Origin of the sequence: Rhodococcus maanshanensis NBRC 100610 (assembly GCF_001894865.1) — a bacterium.
In the GTDB taxonomy this organism is placed as follows: Bacteria; Actinomycetota; Actinomycetes; order Mycobacteriales; family Mycobacteriaceae; genus Rhodococcus_G; species Rhodococcus_G maanshanensis.
Genome location: NZ_BCXA01000029.1, coordinates 72,390 through 93,674 on the forward strand (window position 1 = coordinate 72,390; position 21,285 = coordinate 93,674).

At 70.1% G+C, this 21,285-nt stretch carries 20 protein-coding genes; 12 read left to right on the forward strand and 8 right to left on the reverse strand.

The window, feature by feature from the left end; genetic code table 11:
- The first annotated feature begins 116 nt into the window (after positions 1 to 116).
- The 7 genes from RM1_RS15080 to RM1_RS15110 all read left to right on the forward strand — a co-directional run bounded on the left by RM1_RS15080 (position 117) and on the right by RM1_RS15110 (position 10,089).
- Entirely contained in the window at positions 117 to 1,496 is a 1,380-nt protein-coding gene (locus RM1_RS15080) for an MFS transporter (protein WP_245816364.1), read from the forward strand.
- On the forward strand, positions 1,493 to 3,634 hold the full coding sequence (locus tag RM1_RS15085) for a molybdopterin oxidoreductase family protein (protein WP_072752392.1): 2,142 nt from the start codon (positions 1,493 to 1,495) through the stop codon (positions 3,632 to 3,634). Before RM1_RS15080 ends, RM1_RS15085 begins: the two co-directional genes overlap by 4 nt.
- Positions 3,631 to 5,151, forward strand: coding sequence for an FAD-dependent oxidoreductase (locus RM1_RS15090; protein ID WP_072752394.1), 1,521 nt, complete (start codon positions 3,631 to 3,633; stop codon positions 5,149 to 5,151). Before RM1_RS15085 ends, RM1_RS15090 begins: the two co-directional genes overlap by 4 nt.
- Positions 5,148 to 7,658 (forward strand): nitrite reductase large subunit NirB, encoded by a 2,511-nt coding sequence (nirB, locus tag RM1_RS15095; RefSeq protein WP_072752396.1) that lies wholly within the window; start codon positions 5,148 to 5,150, stop codon positions 7,656 to 7,658. The genes RM1_RS15090 and nirB overlap by 4 nt, the downstream gene beginning before the upstream one ends.
- A gap of 108 nt (positions 7,659 to 7,766) precedes the next feature.
- The gene (gene nirD, locus RM1_RS15100) at positions 7,767 to 8,186 is read left to right on the forward strand and encodes a nitrite reductase small subunit NirD (protein WP_027500139.1); all 420 of its coding nucleotides are present in this window, start codon (positions 7,767 to 7,769) and stop codon (positions 8,184 to 8,186) included.
- Entirely contained in the window at positions 8,183 to 9,343 is a 1,161-nt protein-coding gene (locus RM1_RS15105) for a uroporphyrinogen-III synthase (RefSeq protein ID WP_072752398.1), read from the forward strand. The genes nirD and RM1_RS15105 overlap by 4 nt, the downstream gene beginning before the upstream one ends.
- Positions 9,343 to 10,089 (forward strand): sirohydrochlorin chelatase, encoded by a 747-nt coding sequence (locus RM1_RS15110; RefSeq protein WP_083576739.1) that lies wholly within the window; start codon positions 9,343 to 9,345, stop codon positions 10,087 to 10,089. The genes RM1_RS15105 and RM1_RS15110 overlap by 1 nt, the downstream gene beginning before the upstream one ends.
- 10 nt (positions 10,090 to 10,099) lie before the next feature.
- On the opposite strand, the gene RM1_RS15115 is transcribed toward RM1_RS15110, so the two are convergent.
- Together RM1_RS15115 and RM1_RS15120 are read right to left on the reverse strand one after the other, a co-directional pair.
- Positions 10,100 to 10,780 (reverse strand): response regulator, encoded by a 681-nt coding sequence (locus RM1_RS15115; protein ID WP_072752400.1) that lies wholly within the window; start codon positions 10,778 to 10,780, stop codon positions 10,100 to 10,102.
- The gene (locus RM1_RS15120; RefSeq protein ID WP_245816357.1) at positions 10,777 to 11,841 is read right to left on the reverse strand and encodes a sensor histidine kinase; all 1,065 of its coding nucleotides are present in this window, start codon (positions 11,839 to 11,841) and stop codon (positions 10,777 to 10,779) included. Before RM1_RS15120 ends, RM1_RS15115 begins: the two co-directional genes overlap by 4 nt.
- Before the next feature lie 258 nt (positions 11,842 to 12,099).
- On the opposite strand from RM1_RS15120, the gene RM1_RS15125 reads away from it, so the two are divergent.
- Positions 12,100 to 12,537, forward strand: coding sequence for a DUF6223 family protein (locus RM1_RS15125; RefSeq protein ID WP_072752404.1), 438 nt, complete (start codon positions 12,100 to 12,102; stop codon positions 12,535 to 12,537).
- 26 nt (positions 12,538 to 12,563) lie between these two features.
- Here RM1_RS15125 and RM1_RS15130 read toward each other — a convergent pair whose 3' ends face one another.
- Positions 12,564 to 14,333, reverse strand: coding sequence for an NTP transferase domain-containing protein (locus RM1_RS15130; RefSeq protein WP_072752406.1), 1,770 nt, complete (start codon positions 14,331 to 14,333; stop codon positions 12,564 to 12,566).
- Positions 14,334 to 14,412: 79 nt separating this feature from the next.
- On the opposite strand from RM1_RS15130, the gene RM1_RS15135 reads away from it, so the two are divergent.
- Positions 14,413 to 14,916 (forward strand): VOC family protein, encoded by a 504-nt coding sequence (locus tag RM1_RS15135; protein ID WP_072752408.1) that lies wholly within the window; start codon positions 14,413 to 14,415, stop codon positions 14,914 to 14,916.
- A gap of 7 nt (positions 14,917 to 14,923) precedes the next feature.
- Here the strand turns inward: RM1_RS15135 and RM1_RS15140 are convergent, their stop codons facing one another.
- Positions 14,924 to 15,268, reverse strand: a complete 345-nt coding sequence (locus RM1_RS15140) for a zinc ribbon domain-containing protein YjdM (protein WP_072752409.1) — start codon at positions 15,266 to 15,268, stop codon at positions 14,924 to 14,926.
- 9 nt (positions 15,269 to 15,277) lie between these two features.
- Entirely contained in the window at positions 15,278 to 16,507 is a 1,230-nt protein-coding gene (locus RM1_RS15145; protein ID WP_072752411.1) for an NAD(P)/FAD-dependent oxidoreductase, read from the reverse strand.
- A 128-nt stretch (positions 16,508 to 16,635) separates the two neighbouring features.
- Between RM1_RS15145 and RM1_RS15150 the strand changes: the two genes are divergently transcribed.
- The 3 genes from RM1_RS15150 to RM1_RS15160 all read left to right on the forward strand — a co-directional run bounded on the left by RM1_RS15150 (position 16,636) and on the right by RM1_RS15160 (position 19,759).
- A complete protein-coding gene (locus RM1_RS15150; protein WP_072752413.1) occupies positions 16,636 to 17,499 on the forward strand; it encodes a tryptophan 2,3-dioxygenase in 864 nt (287 codons plus the stop codon).
- 113 nt (positions 17,500 to 17,612) lie between these two features.
- Positions 17,613 to 18,521, forward strand: a complete 909-nt coding sequence (locus RM1_RS15155; protein ID WP_143069481.1) for an amidohydrolase family protein — start codon at positions 17,613 to 17,615, stop codon at positions 18,519 to 18,521.
- A complete protein-coding gene (locus RM1_RS15160) occupies positions 18,518 to 19,759 on the forward strand; it encodes a kynureninase (RefSeq protein ID WP_072752417.1) in 1,242 nt (413 codons plus the stop codon). The genes RM1_RS15155 and RM1_RS15160 overlap by 4 nt, the downstream gene beginning before the upstream one ends.
- 3 nt (positions 19,760 to 19,762) lie before the next feature.
- Here the strand turns inward: RM1_RS15160 and RM1_RS15165 are convergent, their stop codons facing one another.
- From RM1_RS15165 to RM1_RS15175, 3 genes are read right to left on the reverse strand one after another with little or no spacing between them, the layout of a single operon-like run.
- Positions 19,763 to 20,164 carry an ACT domain-containing protein gene (locus RM1_RS15165; RefSeq protein WP_072752419.1) on the reverse strand — a complete coding sequence of 134 codons (402 nt, stop codon included), beginning with the start codon at positions 20,162 to 20,164 and terminating at the stop codon, positions 19,763 to 19,765.
- Positions 20,165 to 20,176: 12 nt separating this feature from the next.
- Entirely contained in the window at positions 20,177 to 20,473 is a 297-nt protein-coding gene (locus RM1_RS15170) for an MGMT family protein (protein WP_072752421.1), read from the reverse strand.
- On the reverse strand, positions 20,474 to 21,259 hold the full coding sequence (locus RM1_RS15175) for an alpha/beta hydrolase (protein WP_072752460.1): 786 nt from the start codon (positions 21,257 to 21,259) through the stop codon (positions 20,474 to 20,476).
- Positions 21,260 to 21,285 lie beyond the last annotated feature (26 nt).

Below are 21,285 nucleotides of genomic sequence, written 5' to 3' on the forward strand. Positions count from 1 at the left end.
CGACTCGTACCTTTAGGTCTCCCACGCACAGAGGAGGCCCGGTGACCACACGTTCGGACGAAGCCACGGCAGCAGCCGGCGCGCTCGAGGACAAGACCTCGAATCGCAAGCACTACATCGCGGAATGGGATGCCGAGGACGTCGAGGCCTGGGAGGCCGGCGGCAAGGACATCGCCAAGCGAAATCTCGTCTGGTCGGTAATCGCCGAGCACGTCGGCTTCTCGGTGTGGTCCATCTGGTCCGTGATGGTCCTGTTCATGCCGACCGACGTCTACGGCATCGACCCGGCGGGCAAGTTCTTCCTCGTGGCGGTCCCGACCCTCGTCGGCGCCGTCCTCCGCATCCCCTATACCGTCGCCACGGCACGGTTCGGCGGCAGGAACTGGACGATCTTCAGCGCGCTGGTGCTGATGGTGCCGCTGGTCGGGACCCTGTATCTGATGCTCAACCCCGGCTTCTCGTACACGACGTTCCTGCTCGTCGCGGCGATCGCAGGCGTCGGCGGCGGCAACTTCGCCTCATCGATGGCGAACATCAACGCCTTTTACCCGCAGCGGCTCAAGGGTTGGGCACTCGGCCTCAACGCGGGCGGAGGCAACATCGGCGTGCCCGTCATCCAGCTCATCGGTCTCGTCGTCATCGCGACGGTCGGCAACACCGAAGCGTGGATCGTCTGTGCCATCTACCTGGTCTTCTGCGGTGTCGCGGCGGTCGGTGCCGCACTGTTCATGGACAACCTGGGCAACCAGAAGGCCGACATGAAGGCGATGGGAACCGCGCTCAAGTACCGCGACTCCTGGGTGATCGCCTTCCTGTACATCGGCACCTTCGGTTCGTTCATCGGCTACAGCTTCGCCTTCGGCCAGGTCATGCAGATCAACTTCATCGCAGGCGGCGACACCCCCGCCCAGGCCGCCCTGCACACCGCTCAGATCGCGTTCATCGGCCCGCTGCTCGGGTCGATCGCCCGCCCGTACGGCGGCAAGCTCGCCGACCGCATCGGCGGCGGCAAGATCACGCTCTACACCTTTGCTGCGATGACGCTCGCGTCAGGCGTCCTGGTCACGGCGAGCACCATCGACGACAGCACCGCGGGAGCCGCCAGCACCGGCATCATGGTGGCACTGGTCCTCGGCTTCGTCGCACTGTTCCTGCTGTCCGGACTCGGCAACGGTTCGGTCTACAAGATCATCCCGTCGATCTTCGAGGCCAAGGCCCAGGGACTCGATCACCTCAGCGCGGAAGAGAAGGCCAGCTGGTCGCGCAACATGTCGGGTGCACTCATCGGCTTCGCGGGCGCGATCGGCGGGCTCGGCGGCGTGGGCATCAACCTGGTGCTCCGCGCCTCGTACCTGAGCCCGGCCAAGTCCGCGACCATGGCGTTCTGGGTCTTCCTCGGCTTCTACCTGGCCTGCATCGTCGTCACCTACGTGGTGTTCCTGCGCCGCCCGGCGGCCAGGGGCGTCACCGAGACCGAGGAGTCGGTGCTGGTATGACCCTCGCAGTTCCGTCCCTGGTCTCGACCCCCACCCACTGCCCGTACTGCGGACTCCAGTGCGCGATGAACATCGCGCGGGACTCCTCGGCCGCGGATCAGGCCATGACCGCGACGGTCACGGGCCGGAGCTTCCCCACCAACAGGGGCGGGCTGTGCCAGAAGGGCTGGACCAGTGCGGAACTGCTGCGGAACCCGAACCGGCTCACCGCGCCGCTGGTGCGCCGGGACGGGGAACTGCGCCCCGCGAGCTGGGACACCGCCCTCGACATCGTGGCCGACGGCTTCGCGGCAGCGCAGGCCGAGGGTGGGCGCGATGCCGTCGCCATCTTCGGAGGCGGTGGGCTCACCAACGAGAAGGCTTACCAACTCGGCAAGTTCGCCCGGGTTGCGCTTGGCACCTCGAACATCGATTACAACGGCCGGTTCTGCATGTCGTCGGCGGCGGCGGCGGGCGGCAAGGCCTTCGGACTAGACCGCGGACTGCCCTTCCCGGTGTCCGATCTCGGTGCCGCACGGGCGATCCTGATCCTGGGTGGCAACGTCGCCGAGACCATGCCGCCGTTCCTCGGTCACCTCGCCACTGCGGCGGACGCGGGCGGACTCGTCGTCGCGGACCCCCGGCGCACGGCCACCGTGGAGCGCGCGCTCGCAGGCGGCGGGGTGCACCTGCAGCTGAGCCCCGGCACCGACCTGCCGCTGGCCCTCGGCCTGCTGCACCTGGCCGTGCTCGACGGCCGGATCGACCACAACTTCGTCGGTGCCCGCACCGAGGGATTCGACGATGCCTGGCTGGCAGCCGCCCAGTGGTGGCCCGAGCGCACCGAGCGGGTCACCGGGGTGCCGGTGAGCGCGCTGCGCCGCACGGTGGAGATCCTCTGGCGCGCACAGCAGTCCGATGCTGGTGCCTACATCCTGACGGCCAGGGGGGCCGAGCAGCACGCGACCGGGACCGACACCGTCTCGGCCGTGATCAACCTGGCCCTTGCCCTCGGGCTGCCCGGTCGCAGGGGCAGCGGTTACGGCGCCATCACCGGGCAGGGCAACGGGCAGGGCGGTCGCGAGCACGGGCAGAAGGCGGATCAGCTGCCCGGCTACCGCAAGATCACCGATCCCGCCGCGCGGGTGCACGTCGCGCAGGTGTGGGGCATCGATCCCGCCGAGCTGCCCGGCCCGGGGAAGAGCGCATACGAGCTGCTCGAGTCGATCGGGACGCCCGGCGGGCCGACCGCGCTGATGGTGCACGGGGCGAACCTCGCGGTGTCCGCGCCCCGCGCGGGACATGTCGTGGACCGGCTGTCCGCGCTGGAGCTGTTGGTCGTCAACGACTTCCTGCTCTCGGAGACCGCGGCCATGGCGGACGTCGTCCTGCCGGTCCTGCAGTGGGCCGAGGAGGAGGGCACGATGACCAGCCTTGAGGGCAGGGTGCTGCGCCGCAAGGCCGCCGTGCCCGCTCCCGAGGGGCCGCGCTCCGAGCTCGAGGTGCTCGCCGGGCTCGCCCGCCGACTCGGCCAGCCGGCTTGGCGGTTCGGAACCGATCCCGAGGCCGTCTTCGAGGAGCTCCGGTTGGCCTCCGCTGGCGGGGTCGCGGACTACTCCGGGATCAGTTACGCCCGGCTGGACGAGGGTGCCGCGCTGCACTGGCCGTGCCCGGCAACACCCGCAGGCGAGCCCGAGCATCCAGGGACACCGCGGTTGTTCCTGGATCGATTCGAGACCCCGAGCGGCCGAGCGCGTTTCGTCGCGGTGGAGCACCGCGGACCGAGCGAGGGGATGGACGCCGAGTTCCCGCTGGTGGCCACGACGGGTCGGGTCCTCGCCCACTATCAGTCCGGCGCGCAGACCCGCCGGATCGACGAGCTGGTCCGTGCCGCGGGCGAGATGTTCGTGCAGGTGCATCCCGACACCGCGCGTCGGATGGGCCTCGTCGAGGGTGCGCCTGCCGCCGTGGTGAGCAGGCGGGGACGGACCGAGGCGATCGTGCGTTGTGACGACAGCATGCGGCTCGACACCGTGTTCCTTCCGTTCCACTTCGCCGGGTCCGGCCGGGCGAACCTGTTGACCAATCCGGCTCTCGACCCGACGAGCCGGATGCCGGAGTTCAAGGTATGTGCGGTGAAGCTGGAGGCGGTGGCATGAAAAGGACCCGAATCGTGGTGGTGGGCAACGGCATGGCCGGCTCGCGACTGGCGGAGGAACTGCGGCGCCGCGACCCCGACGGAGAGCGGCTCGACATCGTGGTGATCGGCGCCGAGGCGCACCCCGCGTACAACCGCATCCTGCTCTCGAATGTGTTGGCGGGCAGTATCACCGGCCGTGACACCCGCCTCAAGCCGGACGGCTGGTGGGAGCGGCAGGGGATCGACGTCCGGTCCGGCGTCCGGGTGACCGGCATCGACACGGCCGCGCGGACCGTGCGCTGCGACGATGGCACCGGGGCCGGTCACGACGAGATCGGCTACGACGAGCTGGTGCTGGCGACCGGTAGCCGATCGTTCATCCCGCCGATCGCGGGCGCGGTGGACGAGTCGGACGCGCTGGTCGACGGCGTCGCCGCGTTCCGCACCATCGGCGACTGCGACCAGATCATCGCCGCGGCCACTGGCGGATCCAGCGCCGTGGTCCTCGGCGGCGGCCTGCTCGGGCTCGAGGCGGCCCGCGGACTGCTGATGCGCGGCATGGACGTCACGGTGGTGCACCCCAAGGACTTTCCGATGGAGCGCCAGCTCGACCCCGCTGGCGGCGCGGTGCTGACCAGGGTGCTCACCGAGCTCGGCATGCGGATGGTGCTCGGACGCAGGGCGGTCGCCCGCGACGCCGAGAACCGGACCGTGGTGCTCGACGACGGGACCGAGCTGCCCGCCGACCTGCTGGTGTTGTCCGCGGGGATCCGCCCCGAGGTGTCGCTGGCCGAGGCCGCGGGCATCGCCGTCGATCAGGCCATCGTGGTCGACGACCTGCTGCGCACCAGCGCCCCGCGCGTCTCGGCCATCGGGGAGTGCGCGCAGCATCGCGGCGAGGTGTACGGCCTGGTGCAGCCGGGCTGGGAGCAGGCCGCGGTGGTGGCCGAGCGGCTCGCGGGCGAGAATCGATTCGCCACCTACCACGGGACCGCGAACGTGACCCGGCTCAAGGCCCACGACATCGACCTCGCCTCGATGGGCGACATCAGTGCCGAGATGCACTGCAGCCACAGCGAGGTGCTGACCCTCGCCGACCCGACACGGGGGCGCTACGCGAAGGTCGTGGTGCGCGAGGACCGGGTCGTCGGGGCGGTGCTACTGGGTAACCCCGACGTGGTCGGCACGTTGACCCAGCTCTTCGATGCGCAGCTGCCGGTCCCGGTGGACCGGATGTCGCTGCTCATCGGCCGCGGATCGGGAGCGGGCGTCGAGGTGGCCAGCCCGGCCACCATGCCGGGGTCTGCGGTGGTCTGCCGATGTAACTCGGTGACCAAGTCGCAGCTGACCACGGCGTGGAAGGCGGGCGCGCGCGGCGTGGCCGCCATGGCCACCGAGACCAGGGCGACCACCGGCTGCGGCGGCTGCAGCTCCGTCGTCCAGGGCATCTGCGAATGGCTACGAAACTCGGATCCGGAACCACGAGACCAACCAGCACACGAAACACCATCGATCGAAGAAGAGGGCGCAGCATGAACAACAAGTCGGTAGTGGTGATCGGGCACGGAATGGTCGGCCATCGATTCGTCGAGGCGCTGCGCGCGCGGGACGAGGACGCCCAGTGGCGAGTGACCGTCCTGTGTGAGGAGACGCTGCCCGCCTACGACCGCGTCGGCCTGTCCTCGTACGTCGGATCCTGGGACGCAAAGGAACTGGCGCTCGCGGGCAACGACTATGCAGGCGACGCGCTGGTCGAGCTGCGGACCGGTGAGCGGGCCGTCGAGATCGACCGCGCCGCGCGCACCGTCACCACCGGTTCCGGCGAGACCCTCGGCTACGACGCCCTCGTCATGGCCACCGGCTCGTACCCGTTCGTGCCGCCGATCCCGGGCCACGACCGCCCCGAGTGCTTCGTGTACCGCACCATCGACGACCTCGACGGGATCCGTGCCACCGCGGAGAAGGCGGGCCAGGGTGCGGTCGGCGTCGTCGTCGGTGGCGGCCTGCTCGGCCTGGAGGCGGCCAACGCGCTCCGGCTGATGGGCATGACCCCGCACGTGGTCGAGTTCGCCCCCCGGTTGATGCCGCTGCAGGTCGACGAGGGCGGCGGGGCGTTGCTGGCGCGGCTGGTCACCGACCTCGGTGTCACCGTGCACGCGGGCGTCGGCACCGCCGCCATCACCGAGGGCCCGGACGGCGTGAGTGTCGAACTCTCGGACGGGTCGGTGATCGAGGCGGCGCTGCTGGTGTTCTCGGCAGGCATCCGGCCGCAGGATCAGCTGGCCCGTGCGGCCGGGCTCGAGATCGGCGAACGCGGCGGCATCCTCACCGACCTCGGCTGCCGGACCTCGGACGAGGCCGTCTTCGCCGTCGGTGAGTGCGCGGCCGTCGAGGGCGTCGCCTACGGCCTGGTCGCGCCCGGCTACACCACCGCCGAGATCGTGGCCGATCGACTGCTCGGTGGCGCAGCCGAGTTCCCCGGTGCGGACCTGTCCACCAAGCTCAAGCTGATGGGGGTGGACGTCGCCAGTTTCGGTGATGCGCACGCTCAGACGCCCGGTGCCCTCGAGGTGGTCCTCAGCGACGCGGCCAAGGGCACCTACGCCAAGCTCGTGGTGTCCGATGACGCCAAGATCCTGCTCGGCGGCATCCTCGTCGGCGACGCGTCCGCATACGCGTCGCTGCGCCCCCTGGTCGGCCGCGAGCTCCCGGGTGACCCGGCGTCGCTGATCTCGCCCGCGGGCGAGAAGCCCGGTGCCGGATCGCTGCCCGACGATGCCGAGGTGTGCTCGTGCAACGGCGTCACGAAGGGCGCCATCTGCGGTGCGATCGCCGAGGGCGCCTGCGACATCGCCTCCGTGAAGAGCTGCACCAACGCGGGAACCACCTGTGGCGGCTGCCTGCCAACGATCAAGCAGCTGCTGGCCTCGTCCGGCGTGGTGATGTCGAAGGCGCTCTGCGAGCACTTCGAGCAGTCGCGGGCGGAGCTGTTCGAGATCGTGATGGCGACGGGAACCCGGACGTTCTCCGCGCTGATCACCAAGTTCGGCACGGGAACCGGATGTGACATCTGCAAGCCGGTCGTGGCCTCGATCCTGGCCTCGACCGATTCGGATCACATCCTGCACCGGAACCAGGCCTCGCTGCAGGACACCAACGACCACTTCCTGGCCAACATCCAGAAGAACGGCACCTACTCGGTGGTGCCGCGGATGCCCGGCGGCGAGTGCACCCCCGAGCAGCTGATCGTGATCGGTGAGGTGGCACGGGATTTCGGTCTGTACACCAAGGTCACCGGTGGCCAGCGCATCGACCTGTTCGGTGCCCGCGTCGAGCAGCTGCCCGCGATCTGGAAGCGTCTGGTCGATGCCGGCATGGAATCCGGTCAGGCATACGGCAAGTCGCTGCGCACGGTGAAGAGCTGTGTCGGGTCCACCTGGTGCCGATACGGCGTCCAGGACTCCGTCGGGATGGCCGTCGGACTCGAGAACCGTTACCGCGGTCTGCGTTCCCCTCACAAGATCAAGTTCGGTGTCTCCGGTTGCGCGCGTGAGTGCGCGGAGGCCCGCGGCAAGGACGTCGGCGTCATCGCCACCGAGAACGGTTGGAACCTCTACGTCGGCGGCAACGGCGGGCAGTCGCCCAAGCACGCGCAGCTGCTGGCGGGCGGTCTCGACGACGAGACGCTGATCCGCTACATCGACCGGTACCTGATGTTCTACGTCCGCACCGCCGACCGGTTGCAGCGCACCGCGCCGTGGGTGGAGGCGATGGAGGGCGGCCTCGATCACCTCAAGGCCGTCGTCTGCGAGGACAGCCTCGGTATCGCCGCCGAGCTCGAGGCGGCGATGGCCAAGCACGTCGAGGGCTACCAGGACGAGTGGGCGGGCGTGCTCGACGACCCGGAGAAGCTCTCGCGCTTCGTGTCCTTCGTCAATGCACCGGAGGAGGCCGACCCGACAGTGGTGTTCGACGAGTCCGGCGATCGCAAGATCCCGGTCCTGATGGGGATGCCGCCGATGCCGGCCACGACCTCCCAGTAGCGGGTGGGGACCGCTCAGTATCTGCTTACCCCGAGGGAATCGCGGCTTAACGCCCAGGAAACACCGGATAAGTAGAAAGTAAGCCTGCATTACAGGAGGACCGCGATGATGACCGTTATCGAGATGAAGGCGCACAACGTGACCGGACCCGGACGCGAGAGCGTCAACGACGGACGACTCGAATGGACCTCGGCCTGCCCGCTCAGCCACCTCATCCCGGGGCTCGGCGTCGCGGTGCTGATTCGGGGGGGTGAGCAGGCAGCCCTGTTCCTCATGGAGGACGGCTCGCTCTACGCAGTGGGGAACATCGACCCCTTCGGGCGCGCGGCGGTGATGTCGCGCGGCCTGGTCGGGGACAGGGCAGGCGAGCCCATCGTGGTCTCGCCGCTGCTCAAGCAGGTGTTCTCGCTCGTCGACGGGCGCTGCCTCGACGACGAGTCCGTCCGGCTGCCGGTGTACGACGTGCGGGTCTGGGCCGGCATGGTCCAGGTCCACAGCACCTCGGCTGCCGCGGCGGACAGCGCATGAGCGAGGGGAGGGCGGTGCCGCAGGTCGGTGAGCCGCTGTCCGGTTTCACCGTCGGGGTCACCGCGGCCAGGCGGTCGGAGGAGTTCACCACTCTGCTGACCCGGCGCGGCGCCACCGTCGTGCACGCGGCCGCGATCCGGATCATCCCGCTCGTCGACGATGCCGAGCTGGAACGGGTGACAAGGGAACTGATCGACAACCCACCCGAGATCGCGGTCGCGACCACAGGAATCGGCTTTCGCGGCTGGATGGAGGCCGCCGACGGGTGGGGGCTCGCCGAGCAGTTGGGCGAGGCGCTGTCGAGGGCGCGGCTGCTGGCCCGAGGTCCGAAGGCGAAGGGAGCGATCCGCGCCGCGGACCTGCGTGAGGAGTGGTCGCCGGTCTCCGAGTCCTCGGCCGAGGTGATCGATCACCTGCTCGCCGAGGGCGTCGAGGGCAAGCGGATCGCCGTGCAGCTGCACGGCGCCACCACCGAATGGGAGCCGCTTCCCGACTTCTGCGAGGTGCTCCGGGTGGCCGGGGCCGAGGTCGTCCCGGTGCCGGTGTACCGCTGGACCCAGCCCGACGACCCGACCGCGATGGACCGCCTCATCGAGCTGACCGTCAGCGGGGGCCTGGACGCGCTGAGTTTCACCAGCGCGCCCGCGGTGGCGTCGATGCTGATCCGCGCCAAGGAGATCGGCCTCGTCGACCCACTGCTGAACTCGTTGCGCACCCGGGTGCTCGCGGTGTGCGTCGGGCCGGTCACCGCGGCGCCGCTCGAGGCGCTCGGCGTCCCGAGCACCATGCCGGGGCGGGCCAGGCTCGGGTCGCTCGCCCGGCACATCGCCGAGGAGCTGCCGCGGCGTTCGGTGCGCCTGCGCGCGGCGGGTCACGACGTGAGCGTGCGCGGCGGATGTGTCGTCGTGGACGGCGAGGTTCGCCAACTCGCACCTGCCGCAATGGCTTTGATGCGAACACTGGCGCATCGACCCGGACGCGTGGTCTCTCGGGAGGAACTGCTCTCCGTGCTCCCCGGCGGCGGCGAGGACACCCATGCCGTTGAGACCGCCATCGCACGGCTGCGGACCTGTCTCGGCGCCCCCAAGATCGTGCAGACGGTGGTCAAGCGTGGCTACCGCCTCGCCCTCGACCCGGTCGATTGCGGGGACGACTAGTGAGCGGGCCCGCGCTGGTGCTCGTCGCGCACGGCACCAGGAGCCCACGCGGCGTCGACATGGTCGCCGCGCTCGCCGACGCGGTGGCGGATGAGGTGGGCACGACCCGCGTCGCCTTCGTGGACGTGCTCGGGCCGTCGCCCTCGGAGGTGCTCCGCGACCTCGGCGGCCCCGCCGTCGTGGTGCCCGCGTTCCTGGCCTCGGGGTACCACGTGCACACCGATGTCCCGCGCGAGGTCGCGGATTCCGGGCACCCCGACGTGACCGTGACCAGGGCGCTCGGGCCGGACCCGGTGCTGGCCACGGTGCTGTTCGAGCGCCTGCGCGAGGCGGGCTGGCGGCCGGGCGACGCGGTGGTGCTGGCTGCGGCCGGATCCTCGGATCCGCGGGCACTGGCCGATGTGCGCTGCGGCGCCATGATGCTCGCGGAACTGGTCGGGAGCTCGGTACACATCGGCTACGTCGCGACCGCGGAGCCGCGGGTGCCCGAGGTGGTCGAGGGACTGCGGGCGGCGGGTCACCGTCGGGTGTTCATCGCCTCGTATCTGTTGGCGCACGGCCTGTTCCACCGGAGGCTGGTCGATGCCGGATCGGACGGGGTGGCCGAGCCGCTCGGCGTGCACCCGGCATTGGTTCGGCTGCTTGCCGACCGCTACCGGTCCGGCTGCGTGCGACATGGGAGGAACGAGTCCGCCCACGCACCTGTGCTGGCGACAACGCCAGGAGGGGGGACTCGCCTGGCGTGAGTCTGGCGAATCACCCGGACCGTGGATGTCGCGAGTCGCGCGGGGTCACCAGGCCGGATTCGTAGGCGAGCACCACGAGTTGCGCGCGGTCGCGGGCGTGCAGCTTGGTCATGGCACGGTTGACGTGGGTCTTCGCGGTCAGCGGACTGATCACCATGCGGTCGGCGATCTCGTCGTTGGATAGGCCCTGCGCGACCATGGTTACGGCCTCGCGTTCGCGGGTGGTCAGTTCCTTCAGTTCCGCGCCGGTTCCGGGGTTGAGCGGCTGGGTGACGTACTGATCGATCAGCCGACGGGTGATCGATGGCGCGAGGAGGGCGTCGCCGCGCGCGGCGACGCGGACGGAATGGAGGAAGTCCGCCGGCTGAATGTCTTTGACGAGGAATCCTGCCGCCCCCGCGCGCAGCGCGTTGAAGACGTACTCGTCCAAGCCGTAGTTGGTCAGGATGACCACATGCACACCAGCCAGGGTCGGGTCCGCCGCAATGAGTCGCGTCGCTTCGATGCCGTCGATGACCGGCATCTGAATATCGATGAGCGCGATGTCGGGCAGGTGCTGCCTGGCCATGGCGAGGCCCTCGCCCCCGTCTGCGGCCTCGGCCACGACCTCGATGTCGTCCTCGAGGTCGAGGAGCGCGCGGAATCCGCTGCGAATGAGTGGCTGGTCGTCGACCAGCAGGACCCGGATCACGACGTGCGGTCCACGGGTAGTTCGGCCTGTACCGAGAAGCCGCCCGCGCTGCGCGGTTCCGCCCGCAGGCGACCGCCGAGGGCGGTGACGCGCTCGCGCATGCCGAGTAGCCCGACGCCGGCTACTGAAGCGGTGTCCGGTGTTGCCTTGCCGTCGTCGTCGACCCGTATGACCAGGGCATCGGGACGGTAGTCGATCCGAATAGACGCCGTCGCGGCGGCGGCGTGCCGGGCGATATTGGTCAGCGACTCCTGCACGATCCGGTAGCCGGTGCGGTCCACCGTGGCCGGCACACCCTGACATTGCCCTTCGATCGTCAGCGTCGCGTTCAGACCGGTCGTCCGTGCCCGATTCACAAGGTCCGGGACGTCTGCGAGCCCTTGCGGCGGGCTCTTGCCGTCATCGCGCAGCGCCTCGAGGGTCGCCCGCAGTTCCCGGGCCGCCTCGCGGCCGGCCTCCCGGATCGCCAGCAATGCCTCGGGCACATCTTCGCCCCGCTTACGGGCCACGTGGACGGCGGCCTCGGACTGCACCTTGATCACCGAGATCTGGTGGGTCAGCGAATCGTGCAGTTCCCGCGCGATGTGCAGCCGCTCCTCGTCCGCGCGACGCCGTGCGGTTTCCTCCCGGGAGCGCTCGGCTTCGTCCGCCCGCCGCTCGGCCTGTCGCAGCGCTTCTCCCGCTGCACCGGCCGCGATCAACCATGCGATTTCCAGGGCGCCCCGAGCCTGCGCGAACGCCTCTTCCGTGTCGTCTAGGGAGGCCAGGCCAGCGAGCGGGAGAGCGGCCAGCAGGGTCACCGACGCTGCCACGGTGATCATGCGGTGCCCCGCCCGGACCGAGGCGTACACCGCGAACACGAAGGCGGCAGCAGGAACGTCGAATCCGATCGCCTGGTAACCCAGCGCGCACAATCCGGTCACGGCCAGTACGGTGACTGGAGCCCGGCGGCGCGCGGCGAGCGCCAGACCGCTGGCTGTCAACAACGCGTAGCCGAGCGGGTCGAGGTCAGTCGGGGCGTGTTGCCTGGACAGCCCGCCGGCCAGCAGGATCGCGGCCACACCGACGGCGAGGGCCCAGTCTCCGATCCGTCCCCGGTTCATGCCTGAACCCTAGCCGGACGTTTGTACAGGCAACAGACTGCACGTGGACGATCAGTCGCTACCGCATCCGCGGTATCTCCTCGGCTCAATGCTGCGTCCGTGGTAACCCGCTACGGCAGCGGTGGCAATGTGAAATATCTTCGCTCGCAGGATGACTGACGGCCGCCCAGTGGACATGATCGAGCCAGGTCCAGTCATACGAAGAAGGAGCATCCCGTGTCTGTTCGTAACCTGTTTGCCGCCGCCGCAGCCGCCTTGCTCGGCGGTGTCGCGCTCGCAGCACCGGCCCTCGCGGACGTTTCGGTCCAGTCGGTCGCCGCCAGTGACGGCATGACCTCCGGCCGGCTCGGGCCCACCCTGACCGCGCTGGTGGGGTTTACCGCCGTGGTCATCGGTGCGCTGGCCCTCCGTTCTGCCGGTCGTATCGGGTCCTGGGGAAACGGGCCGGTGGTGGCCCTGGTGACGGGGCTCATCAGCGTGGTCGTCGGTGGGCTGTTCGCGGTCACCGCCGACGGTGGTCCCGGCACCGGCAACGGGATTGTCGGGGCGTTCGCGGCCGTGCTGTTCGGCCTGATCGGGGTGCTCCTCGGTGCGCTGGCTCTAGCCCGCAACCGCCGCGCCGGGCTGACCGCAGCGAATACCAACGCGCGTTAGGGACGGTCGGACGCCCGCCCATTCCATCAGCGGGGCAACGGCAGCAGTTCCGCGGAGCCACCGTCAGGCGTTGCCGGTTCGATGATCGCGAGGGCGTCGGCCCCGATCAGCGCGGCGAGGTGAGCCGTCCCCACCGGCGCGGCCGCGTACCAGCGGCCGTCTGACCGTCGGGTGGCCGTGACCACCCGAGGGGCGTCGGAGGCGAGTTCCGCGGCGTTCTCGATCGGCGCCCGCGGTGGGGTCGGGGCGGGTGCACCGGTGAGCGCGGCGACAACGGCAGGCGCCGTCATGAGCAGCGTGGCGACCGCCGCAAAGGGGTTGCCGGGCAACCCGAGCACGATGCGGCCGTCCGGCAGCGCCGCGACCACCTGTGACCCGCCCGGCCGGCACCGCACCCGCCCCACCACGAGACGGGCGCCGCAGCGGGTGAGCGCCATCCTCAGGTGATCGGCGGCACCGCCCCCGGTGGCGCCGACGATGACGATCAGGTCGGGTCGTGTGTCCATTTCGGAAACCGGCTGCGCCAGCAGCTCATCGAAGCCCCCTGGGGTGTCGCGTAGGTGCGACTCGGCGGCCGTGCGGATCCCGCACCAGGACAGGAAGTGCGGCATCACGGGCCCGAGGCTGTCGCGGGTCTGCCCGGTGCGCAGCGGGCCGTCGCGGCGGATCTCGTCCCCGGTCACCACGACGTGGGCCGTGACGGGCCCGCGGACCAGCAGTTCGGGGACCTCGCCGCTCAGTGCCACCGAGACCACGGCGGGGGTCACCGGTTCGCCCGCCTCCGCGAGCCGTGCGCCCGGCTGCCAGTTCTCACCGCGCCTGCGGGTGTCGTCGCGGACCGGCGCGTCCAGGCGCCTGCGCAGCGTGGTGTTCGCGAGTTCGACGTGCTCGTCGCGGACGACGGCGGTGGCACCGGACGGCACGTGGGCGCCGGTGGCGATGCGCACGGCGTGCCCGGGTTCGAGTTCGACCTCGTCCTCGGAGCCGGCGTAGCGGATGGCGGTGTCGAGTTGCCATGGGCCGTCGCCGGATACGGCGTAGCCGTCCATCGCCGAGATGTCGATCCGGGGCAGCGCGTCGGCGGCGAGCATCGGTCGCGCCAGCACCCCGCCGATCGCGGCGAGCGGGGCTGCCGCGCGAGTGGGCAGGGTCGTGACGGCGTCGCGGACTGCACGCCTGGCCTCGTCGAGGTCGACGGCGGGGGAGGAGCTGCGCGCGCGGGCGGCGGCGACATCGGCCTCGGTGTCGCAGTCGGAGATCCCGGTCATGGGAACGGTCACATACCCGGCCGGGATCAGTGTCTTCATCGGCCTGTTGGCCAGGTCGGCGCGCCCGAGTCCGTCGAGCCCGGCGGACAGCGCATCCCTGCGCCACACGCCGAGGAGGAACTGCACCCGGCCGGATTCGTCGAGCGCATAGGCCGCGGGCGCACTCGGCTCGCGGTCGAGTGCAGAGACGAGGCTCTCGATCGCTGCCGCGGACAGGAACGGCAGGTCGGCGGCGAGCACCACCACGGGTGCGGTGCCGCCGCCCAGCTCGAGCAGGCCCGCGTCCATCGCGAGGACCGGGCCGCCGCCCGCGGGTGATTCCTGGGTCTGGGCGATCGAGGGGGCGAGGTCGTCGCGATGCGGTCCGACCACGACCACCCGCTCCGCCCGTGCGACGGCGTCGAGGGCAGTGCGCAGCATGGATCGGCCCGCGATGACGATCGCGGGCTTGTCGACACCACCCATCCTGGTGGCGGATCCGCCGGCGAGAATCACTGCGTCGTATGCCGAGGGAGCGCCGGTGGTCATCGACAGATTCTCCCATTGATCTGCAGGTGTTTCGAATCGAGGACGCTCGTTGTCCTAGATCCTCCCTAGCGTCGGCAGCATGGAAAAGACGACGAAATCCACACCGGTCCTGCCCGTCCCCGAGGGCTACGCCACCGTCACGCCCTGGATCATCTCCCGGGACACCGCGCGGCTGCTCGACTTCGTCCGGGATGCCTTCGACGCCGAGGAACTGGCCCGCGTCGAGTACGGGGGCGCGATCGGACACGCCGAGGTGCGGATCGGGGACTCGGTGGTGATGATGTTCGACGGTCGCCCGGACTGGCCGGACACGCCTGGCTTCCTGCGGCTGTACGTCGAGGACGCCGATGCCACCTTCCGGCAGGCGCTCGAGGCGGGGGCGACTCCGGTCACGAAGGTGACCGAACTCTTCTTCGGGGACCGCGTCGGGCGCGTCCGCGACCCGCTGGGCAACCTGTGGTGGATTCAGACCCGCGTGGTGGACCTGACGCCCGAGGAGCTCGAGATCCGTTCGCAGCAGCCGGAATTCGTGGCCGCTATGGAATATGTCGCGGGCGCCCCGCTCGTGCAACCGTCGACGTAGCCCCGGTTCAGGCCTTCTTGACCACGCTCGACTTGAGCTGCATCGGACCGATGCCGTCGACCTTGCAGTCGATGTCGTGGTCGCCGACACCCTTGACCAGACGGATGTTGCGCACCTTGGTGCCCGACTTGATACCGGTCGGACTGCCCTTGACCTTGAGCGTCTTGATCACCGTGACGGTGTCGCCGTCGGCGAGCACGTTGCCGACGGCGTCACGGATCACGTCGGTGCCCTCGTCGTCGACCGCGCCCGCCGCCCACTCGTGTGCACACTCGGGGCAGACCAGGAGCGAGCCCATCTCGTAGGTGAACTCGCAGGAGCACTGGGGGCACGGGGGCAGGGTCTGATCCACCGGGCAATCCTATTCGGACCGGCCCGCGCGCCTGGCTCGCGCTGCACGGGCCAGCATTCGTGGCGAGAACATGACGAAGGGCGAACGGTTGCGTGTGCCGTAGGCGTAGAACCGGTCCGCCACCCACGGATCGCGGGCGGCGCCTGCGAACAACAGGCGCTGCAGCCGATTGAATCGAGGGCGCTGGCTGAAATCGATCGCGAAGAACTGGTGCGGCCACAGTCGCACCCGGTGACGACGCTGGTAGCGGCGTGCCGCCAGGTCGATCTCTCGGTCGGTACCGGTCACGAGGGGTTTCGCGACGGCGTCGCTCAACCACTCGGCCGTCTGCAACGCCCAGCCACACCCGGCGCCCCAGACCGGGTCGAGAACGAGGGCGGCGTCCCCGACGAGTGCGACGCCGGGAGTGGCGATACGGCGCCGGGTGATGCTCGGGTAGTCGCGGACACCGACCACATCGGACACGAGCTCCGCGTCGGTCAGGTCCGGGGCGTCCGGCAGGTCCTCGAACATGCGCAGCAGCGCCGCTTCCCGGTCCTCGACGAACTCCGGCAGTCGGCTCTTGTCGGGCACGGCGGTGAGGACGGTCACCCCGGCATCGTTGCCGAACGCATATGCCGCGTCGGGCTCGAGCAGCCACAGCTGAACCGGTTGCCCACGGGGGATCGTGACGTTCCGGAAAGAGGCGAAGTAGGCGAAGCGGTCGTTCCGCGATTCCCGGCCGGGGAGTCCGGCCAGCCGCGCCACCTTCGAGGACCGGCCGTCCGCGCCGACGACGAGTCGACAGGAGAGCCGTCCCACGTGGTCGGCGACAACGCCGTCGACGCGCCCGTCGGGACCTCGGGTCAGCTCGCGGAGCTTCGCGCCCAACATCAGATCGACGCCAGGCACCTCGGCGGCGGCTCTGCGCATCAGCGGATCGAGGATCTCGCGCCGGAGGTTGTAGCCGTGCGTTGGCCGGTCCGTGGGTTCCGGTTCCTCGACCCAGCCGAATCGGCTCCAGGCGTAGCCGTGGTTCCTGACCGCGCCTGCGGCCTCGAGCTCGGAGTCGAGACCGAGCCGCTGGAGTGTGGGCAGTGCGCTCGACTGGATGAAGTGTGTGCACATCCGCTTGTACGCCGCGGGATTGCGATTCGCTTCCAGCAGTGCCACCCGCAGACCTCGGCGTCCGAGCAGGATCGCGGCCGTGCACCCGGCCAGGCTCGATCCCACGATCGCGACGTCGTACTCGTCGCCCATATCGCTCACCGCGATTCGGTCGTGGATGTACGCCGTTTCTCAGTGTCGCAGTTGCCCGGTGCGGATGTAAACACAACGATTCGGCCACGGACCCGGAAGGTATCCGCAGGTCGGCCGACAATCACACGATGACGCGTGGCGGTGATCCGAACTTCCGTGAACTCGAGCCCGGCATCGTCACGGACTTCAGCGCCAGGATGAGCTACGGCTCCTACCTCGACCTCGGCACGCTGCTCAGCGCGCAGAACCCGGTCAGCGAGCCGCAGCATCACGACGAGATGCTCTTCATCATCGCGCACCAGACCACCGAGCTCTGGCTCAAACTCGTCCTGCACGAGATCCGGGCGGCCCGCGCGGCATTCGCCGAGGACTCCATCGGGGTCGCGCTCAAGTGCATCGCCCGCGTCAAGCACATCCAGAAGTCGATGACCGAGCAGTGGTCGATCCTGGCGACGCTGACGCCGACCGAATACGCCGAGTTCCGGGGCTTCCTCGGCAGCGCGTCCGGGTTCCAGTCGCACCAGTACCGCGCCGTCGAGTTCATCCTCGGCAACAAGAACGCGGACCTGCTCAGGGTGTTCGAGGCGGACCCGCCCTCGCATGCCGTCCTCGACGATCTCCTGGGTGAGCCGACCCTGTACGACGAGTTCTGGCGCTGTCTCGCCCGCGCAGGCTACGACCTGCCCGGTTCGGCGCTCGACCGCGAGGTCAGCGCGGCCTATGTGCTGAACCCCGACCTGATGCCGCTGGTCAAGTACGTCTACGAGCATCCGGGGGACTGCTGGCCCGCGTACGAGTCCTTCGAGGAACTCGTCGACCTGGAGGAGAGCTTCCAGGTCTGGCGGTTTCGCCACCTGCGGACAGTGCTCAGGGTGATCGGGATGAAGACCGGCACCGGTGGCTCCTCCGGTGGTGCGGGGTACCTGCAGCGCGCGCTCGAACTCAGTTTCTTTCCCGAGCTGTTCGCTGTGCGCACCGAGCTGGGGAACTGACGGGCCGCGAAATGGACGTCGACGTCGCGAATCTGTGGTGCGGGGCGTGGCTGGGGCGCTGCCGACTGACGGTGCGCGGGGATCTGCTGGTCTCGGCTCGGCGGAGGAGCGCAATGGACGGGTGCGCCGACCTCGAGATTCCCGGCGTGGTGTTCGCGGGTCTGCGGGACGCCCACGTGCACCTCGGGCTGGTCGACGCCCACGCCCTCTTCGCGGGTGGGCTGGCGGTGGTGCACGACCTCGGGTCGCCGCCATCGGTCCTCGAACCGTTCGCGGACGCGGCGGTGCGCGTCGGACTACCCGAGGTGAGCTTTGCGGGTCAGTTCCTCACCGCCCCCGGCGGGTACCCAACCGACCGGTCATGGGCGGCGGCCGGCTCGGTGTGCGTGGTCGACGGACCGCAGGAGGCGGCGAGCGCCGTCGACGCGCAGATCCGAGCGGGAGCGTCCTTCGTCAAGGTCATGCTGAACAGCGTGGCCGGCCCCGTGTTCGTCGACGCGACGCTCGACGCACTGGTCGGCGCCGCGCATGCGGTCGGGCTTCCCGTCGTCGCACACGCGGAGGGGCAGGGCCAGGCGGCGCGCGCTTTCGAGTCCGGAGTGGATCGACTCGCGCACACCCCGTGGACCGAGCGCCTGCCCGATGAGCTGCTCGCGGCGATGGCGTCGTCGATGCGGTGGATCAGCACGCTCGACATCCATGGCCGCGGAAGCGAATTCGACGTTGCCACCGACAATCTTCGCCGGTTTCGTGCGGGTGGCGGGGTCGTGACATACGGAACCGACCAGGGCAACGGCCCCCAGCCGGTCGGACTCAACCCCCGTGAGCTCGACGCCCTGCTCGACGCCGGTCTCGATCGGGCGGCGGTGCTGGAGTCGATCACGATCCCGTGGCCGTCGGGCACCTCGACACGGCTCGCGTGGACGCCGGGCACCCCGCCTGCCGATGAGAGACACTGGGCCGCGTGGCTCGCCTCCACCCGCAACCTCGACCCGGGCCAGATCAAGGAGCAGTTCGGATGAGCGTCTCCAATCCTGTCCCACAGAGATTCTCGGTGCGCGCCGCCGAACTCGACGACGCCGATCCGCTGAGTTCGTACCGGGACCTGTTCGTCGATGCCCCGTCCGTCGTGTCCTACCTGGACGGGAACTCACTCGGTCGGCCGACGAAGGCGGGGGCCGAGCGGGTGGCCCGTTTCGTGGCCGAGTCCTGGGGCGGCAGGCTGATCCGTGGATGGGATGAGGAGTGGTTCGACCTGCCGCTCACGGTCGGCGACGACCTGGGCCGGGTGGTGCTAGGGGCGGCCGCGGGCCAGACGGCGGTGGGCGACTCGACAAGCGTGCTGCTCTACAAGCTGGCAAGGGGTGCCGTCGCGCTGCGGCAGGGGCGCGACGAGATCGTCCTGGACACAGACAATTTCCCCACCGACCGCTACGTCCTCGAGGCGGTCGCGTCCGAGCTCGGGATGACCCTGCGGTGGATCGAGTCGGATCCACGCAGCGGGGTGCACGCGGACGAGGTCGCCGCGGTGGTCGGGGACCGGACCGCGCTGGTGGTGCTCAGCCACGTCGCGTATCGGTCGGGCTACCTTGCCGACGCCGCCTCGATCACGCGGATCGCCCACGGCGCGGGCGCGCTCATGCTGTGGGACCTGTGCCACTCGGCCGGGTCGGTACCGATCGAACTGGACGAGTGGGGCGTCGACCTCGCGGTCGGCTGCACCTACAAGTACCTCAACGGCGGGCCCGGTTCGCCCGCGTTCGCCTACGTGCGCGCGGGACTGCTGGAGGAGTTCGTGCAGCCGATCTGGGGGTGGATGGGCCGAGAGGACTGCTTCGAGATGGCGCCCGGCTACCGGCCAGCCAAGGGCATCCGGCGGATCCTCAGCGGCACGCCCGCGGTGCTGGGGATGATCGCGATGCGCGACACCGTCGAGCTCATCGACCGGGCCGGGATCCGCGCGATCAGGGCGAAGTCGGTGCTGCTCACCGAGTTCGCGCTCGAGCTCGTCGCCGAGTCGCTGGTGCCGCTCGGAGTGACGGTCGCGTCGCCGGTCGACCCGAGTCTGCGCGGCGGCCACGTCACCATCGATCATCCGCACTTCCGTGCCGTGACCCCGGCGCTGTGGGAGCGCGGGGTGATCCCCGACTTCCGTGCGCCCGAGGGACTTCGGCTGGGGCTGAGCCCGTTGAGCACGAGCTTCGCCGAGGTGGTCGTCGGTGTCGAGGCGATCAGGGCCGAGCTGGCGGCCGGGAGCTGATGGTCAGCCCCGACCGTCGGCGGCCAGCGCCTTCAACTCGGCGACGGCGCGCGATGCGTCATCGACGGGTACCAGCAGATGGTCGTGGTGATAGCCGGCGATGACGTTGCAGCTGATGCCGACCGCGGCGAGCCGCGAGCTCACCGCCGCGGTCAGGCCGACCGCGTCCAGTGCGGAGTGCACCCGCAGCGTGAGCCATGCCGCCTCGAAGTCGTAACCCCAGCCGTGGGCGTCCGCCTCCGTCTTGGTGATCACGAGGGTGACGCCCTCGTCCTCGGTGATCGTCGCGGCCGCCCGGATCCCGGTGGCCGCCGCCTCCGGCACCGAGACGAACACGAAGGTGCCCGGTCGGCGGACCGGGTTCATCGATGAGATCAGGACCTCGAGGTCGCGTTCGCCGCTCACCGCTCGACCATCTCAGAATTCGTGCCGCGCGGCGGCCAGGTCGACCCGGCCGTCGCGGATCGGTACGCCTTCGAGTGCCAGCTTCGAGATCTGCCGGTGCGCGAGGTGGGCTGCCGGTCTGCCGCTCGCGCCGAGCACCCGGTGCCACGGCAGGTCGGCCGCGTCGGTGCGCATGATCCAGCCGACGGTCCTCGGGCTCGACAGTCCCGCGGCCGCCGCGATGTCGCCGTAGGTCGCCACCTTGCCGGGCGGGATCGCCGCGACCAGCTCGCGGACCCGCTCGATCTGCGCCTCGGTGGTGGCGGCCACCTACAGCAGCTTCCCGATCAGTTCCGCGACATCCGCCGGCCTGGCCTGCCCGACCATGTGATCGACGTCCATCTCGACCACGGTGAGGCGATCGCCGAGGTGCGCCGAGAGCGCGGTCCGGAACGCGGGGGTGACGTAGGGCGGCTGCACCCGCATCGCCTGGACCAGGATCGTGGGCAGGTCCGCGGGCGGCAGCACGAACGGCCGGGCCAGTTCGCCCCAGGACGCCACGATCGCGGGGATCGACATCCGCCAGCCGACCCGGCCGCCCTCGCGGTCGATCAGGTGCTCGGTGAGCTCGGCGTCGAGCACCTCGGTCGCCACGTCTGCCCACGCTCCGTGCACCTTCTCCGAACGCGCCTCCGCGGCGTCGGTGTAGTCCGGGAACCGGACGGTCAGGTCGGCGACCTCAGCCATCAGCGCCGGTTCGAGCCCGAGCGCGGGGTCGAGGAGAACCAGGGCACGCACCCGTTCCGGTACCCGGCGGGCCAGGTGCACGGCGATGGCGCCGCCGTACGAGTGGCCGACCAGCACGACCGGCTCGGTGGTCTCGGACTCCAGGACGGCGACGAGGTCGTCGACGTGGTCGGCGATGCCCCATGGCGGCGACCACGTCGAGCGGCCGTGGCCCCGCAGGTCAGGCGCGATCACCCTGGCCTCGGGTAGGTGCGCTTCCGCGAGGTGCTGCCAGCGCCGGCCGTGGCCGGTGAGGCCGTGCAGCGCCAGGACCGGCCGGCCTGCCGGGGGACCGAAGCGGTGGATGTGGATCTCGCCCATGCCGGACATCTTGCCGGATCCCGGCGATCGCGGCC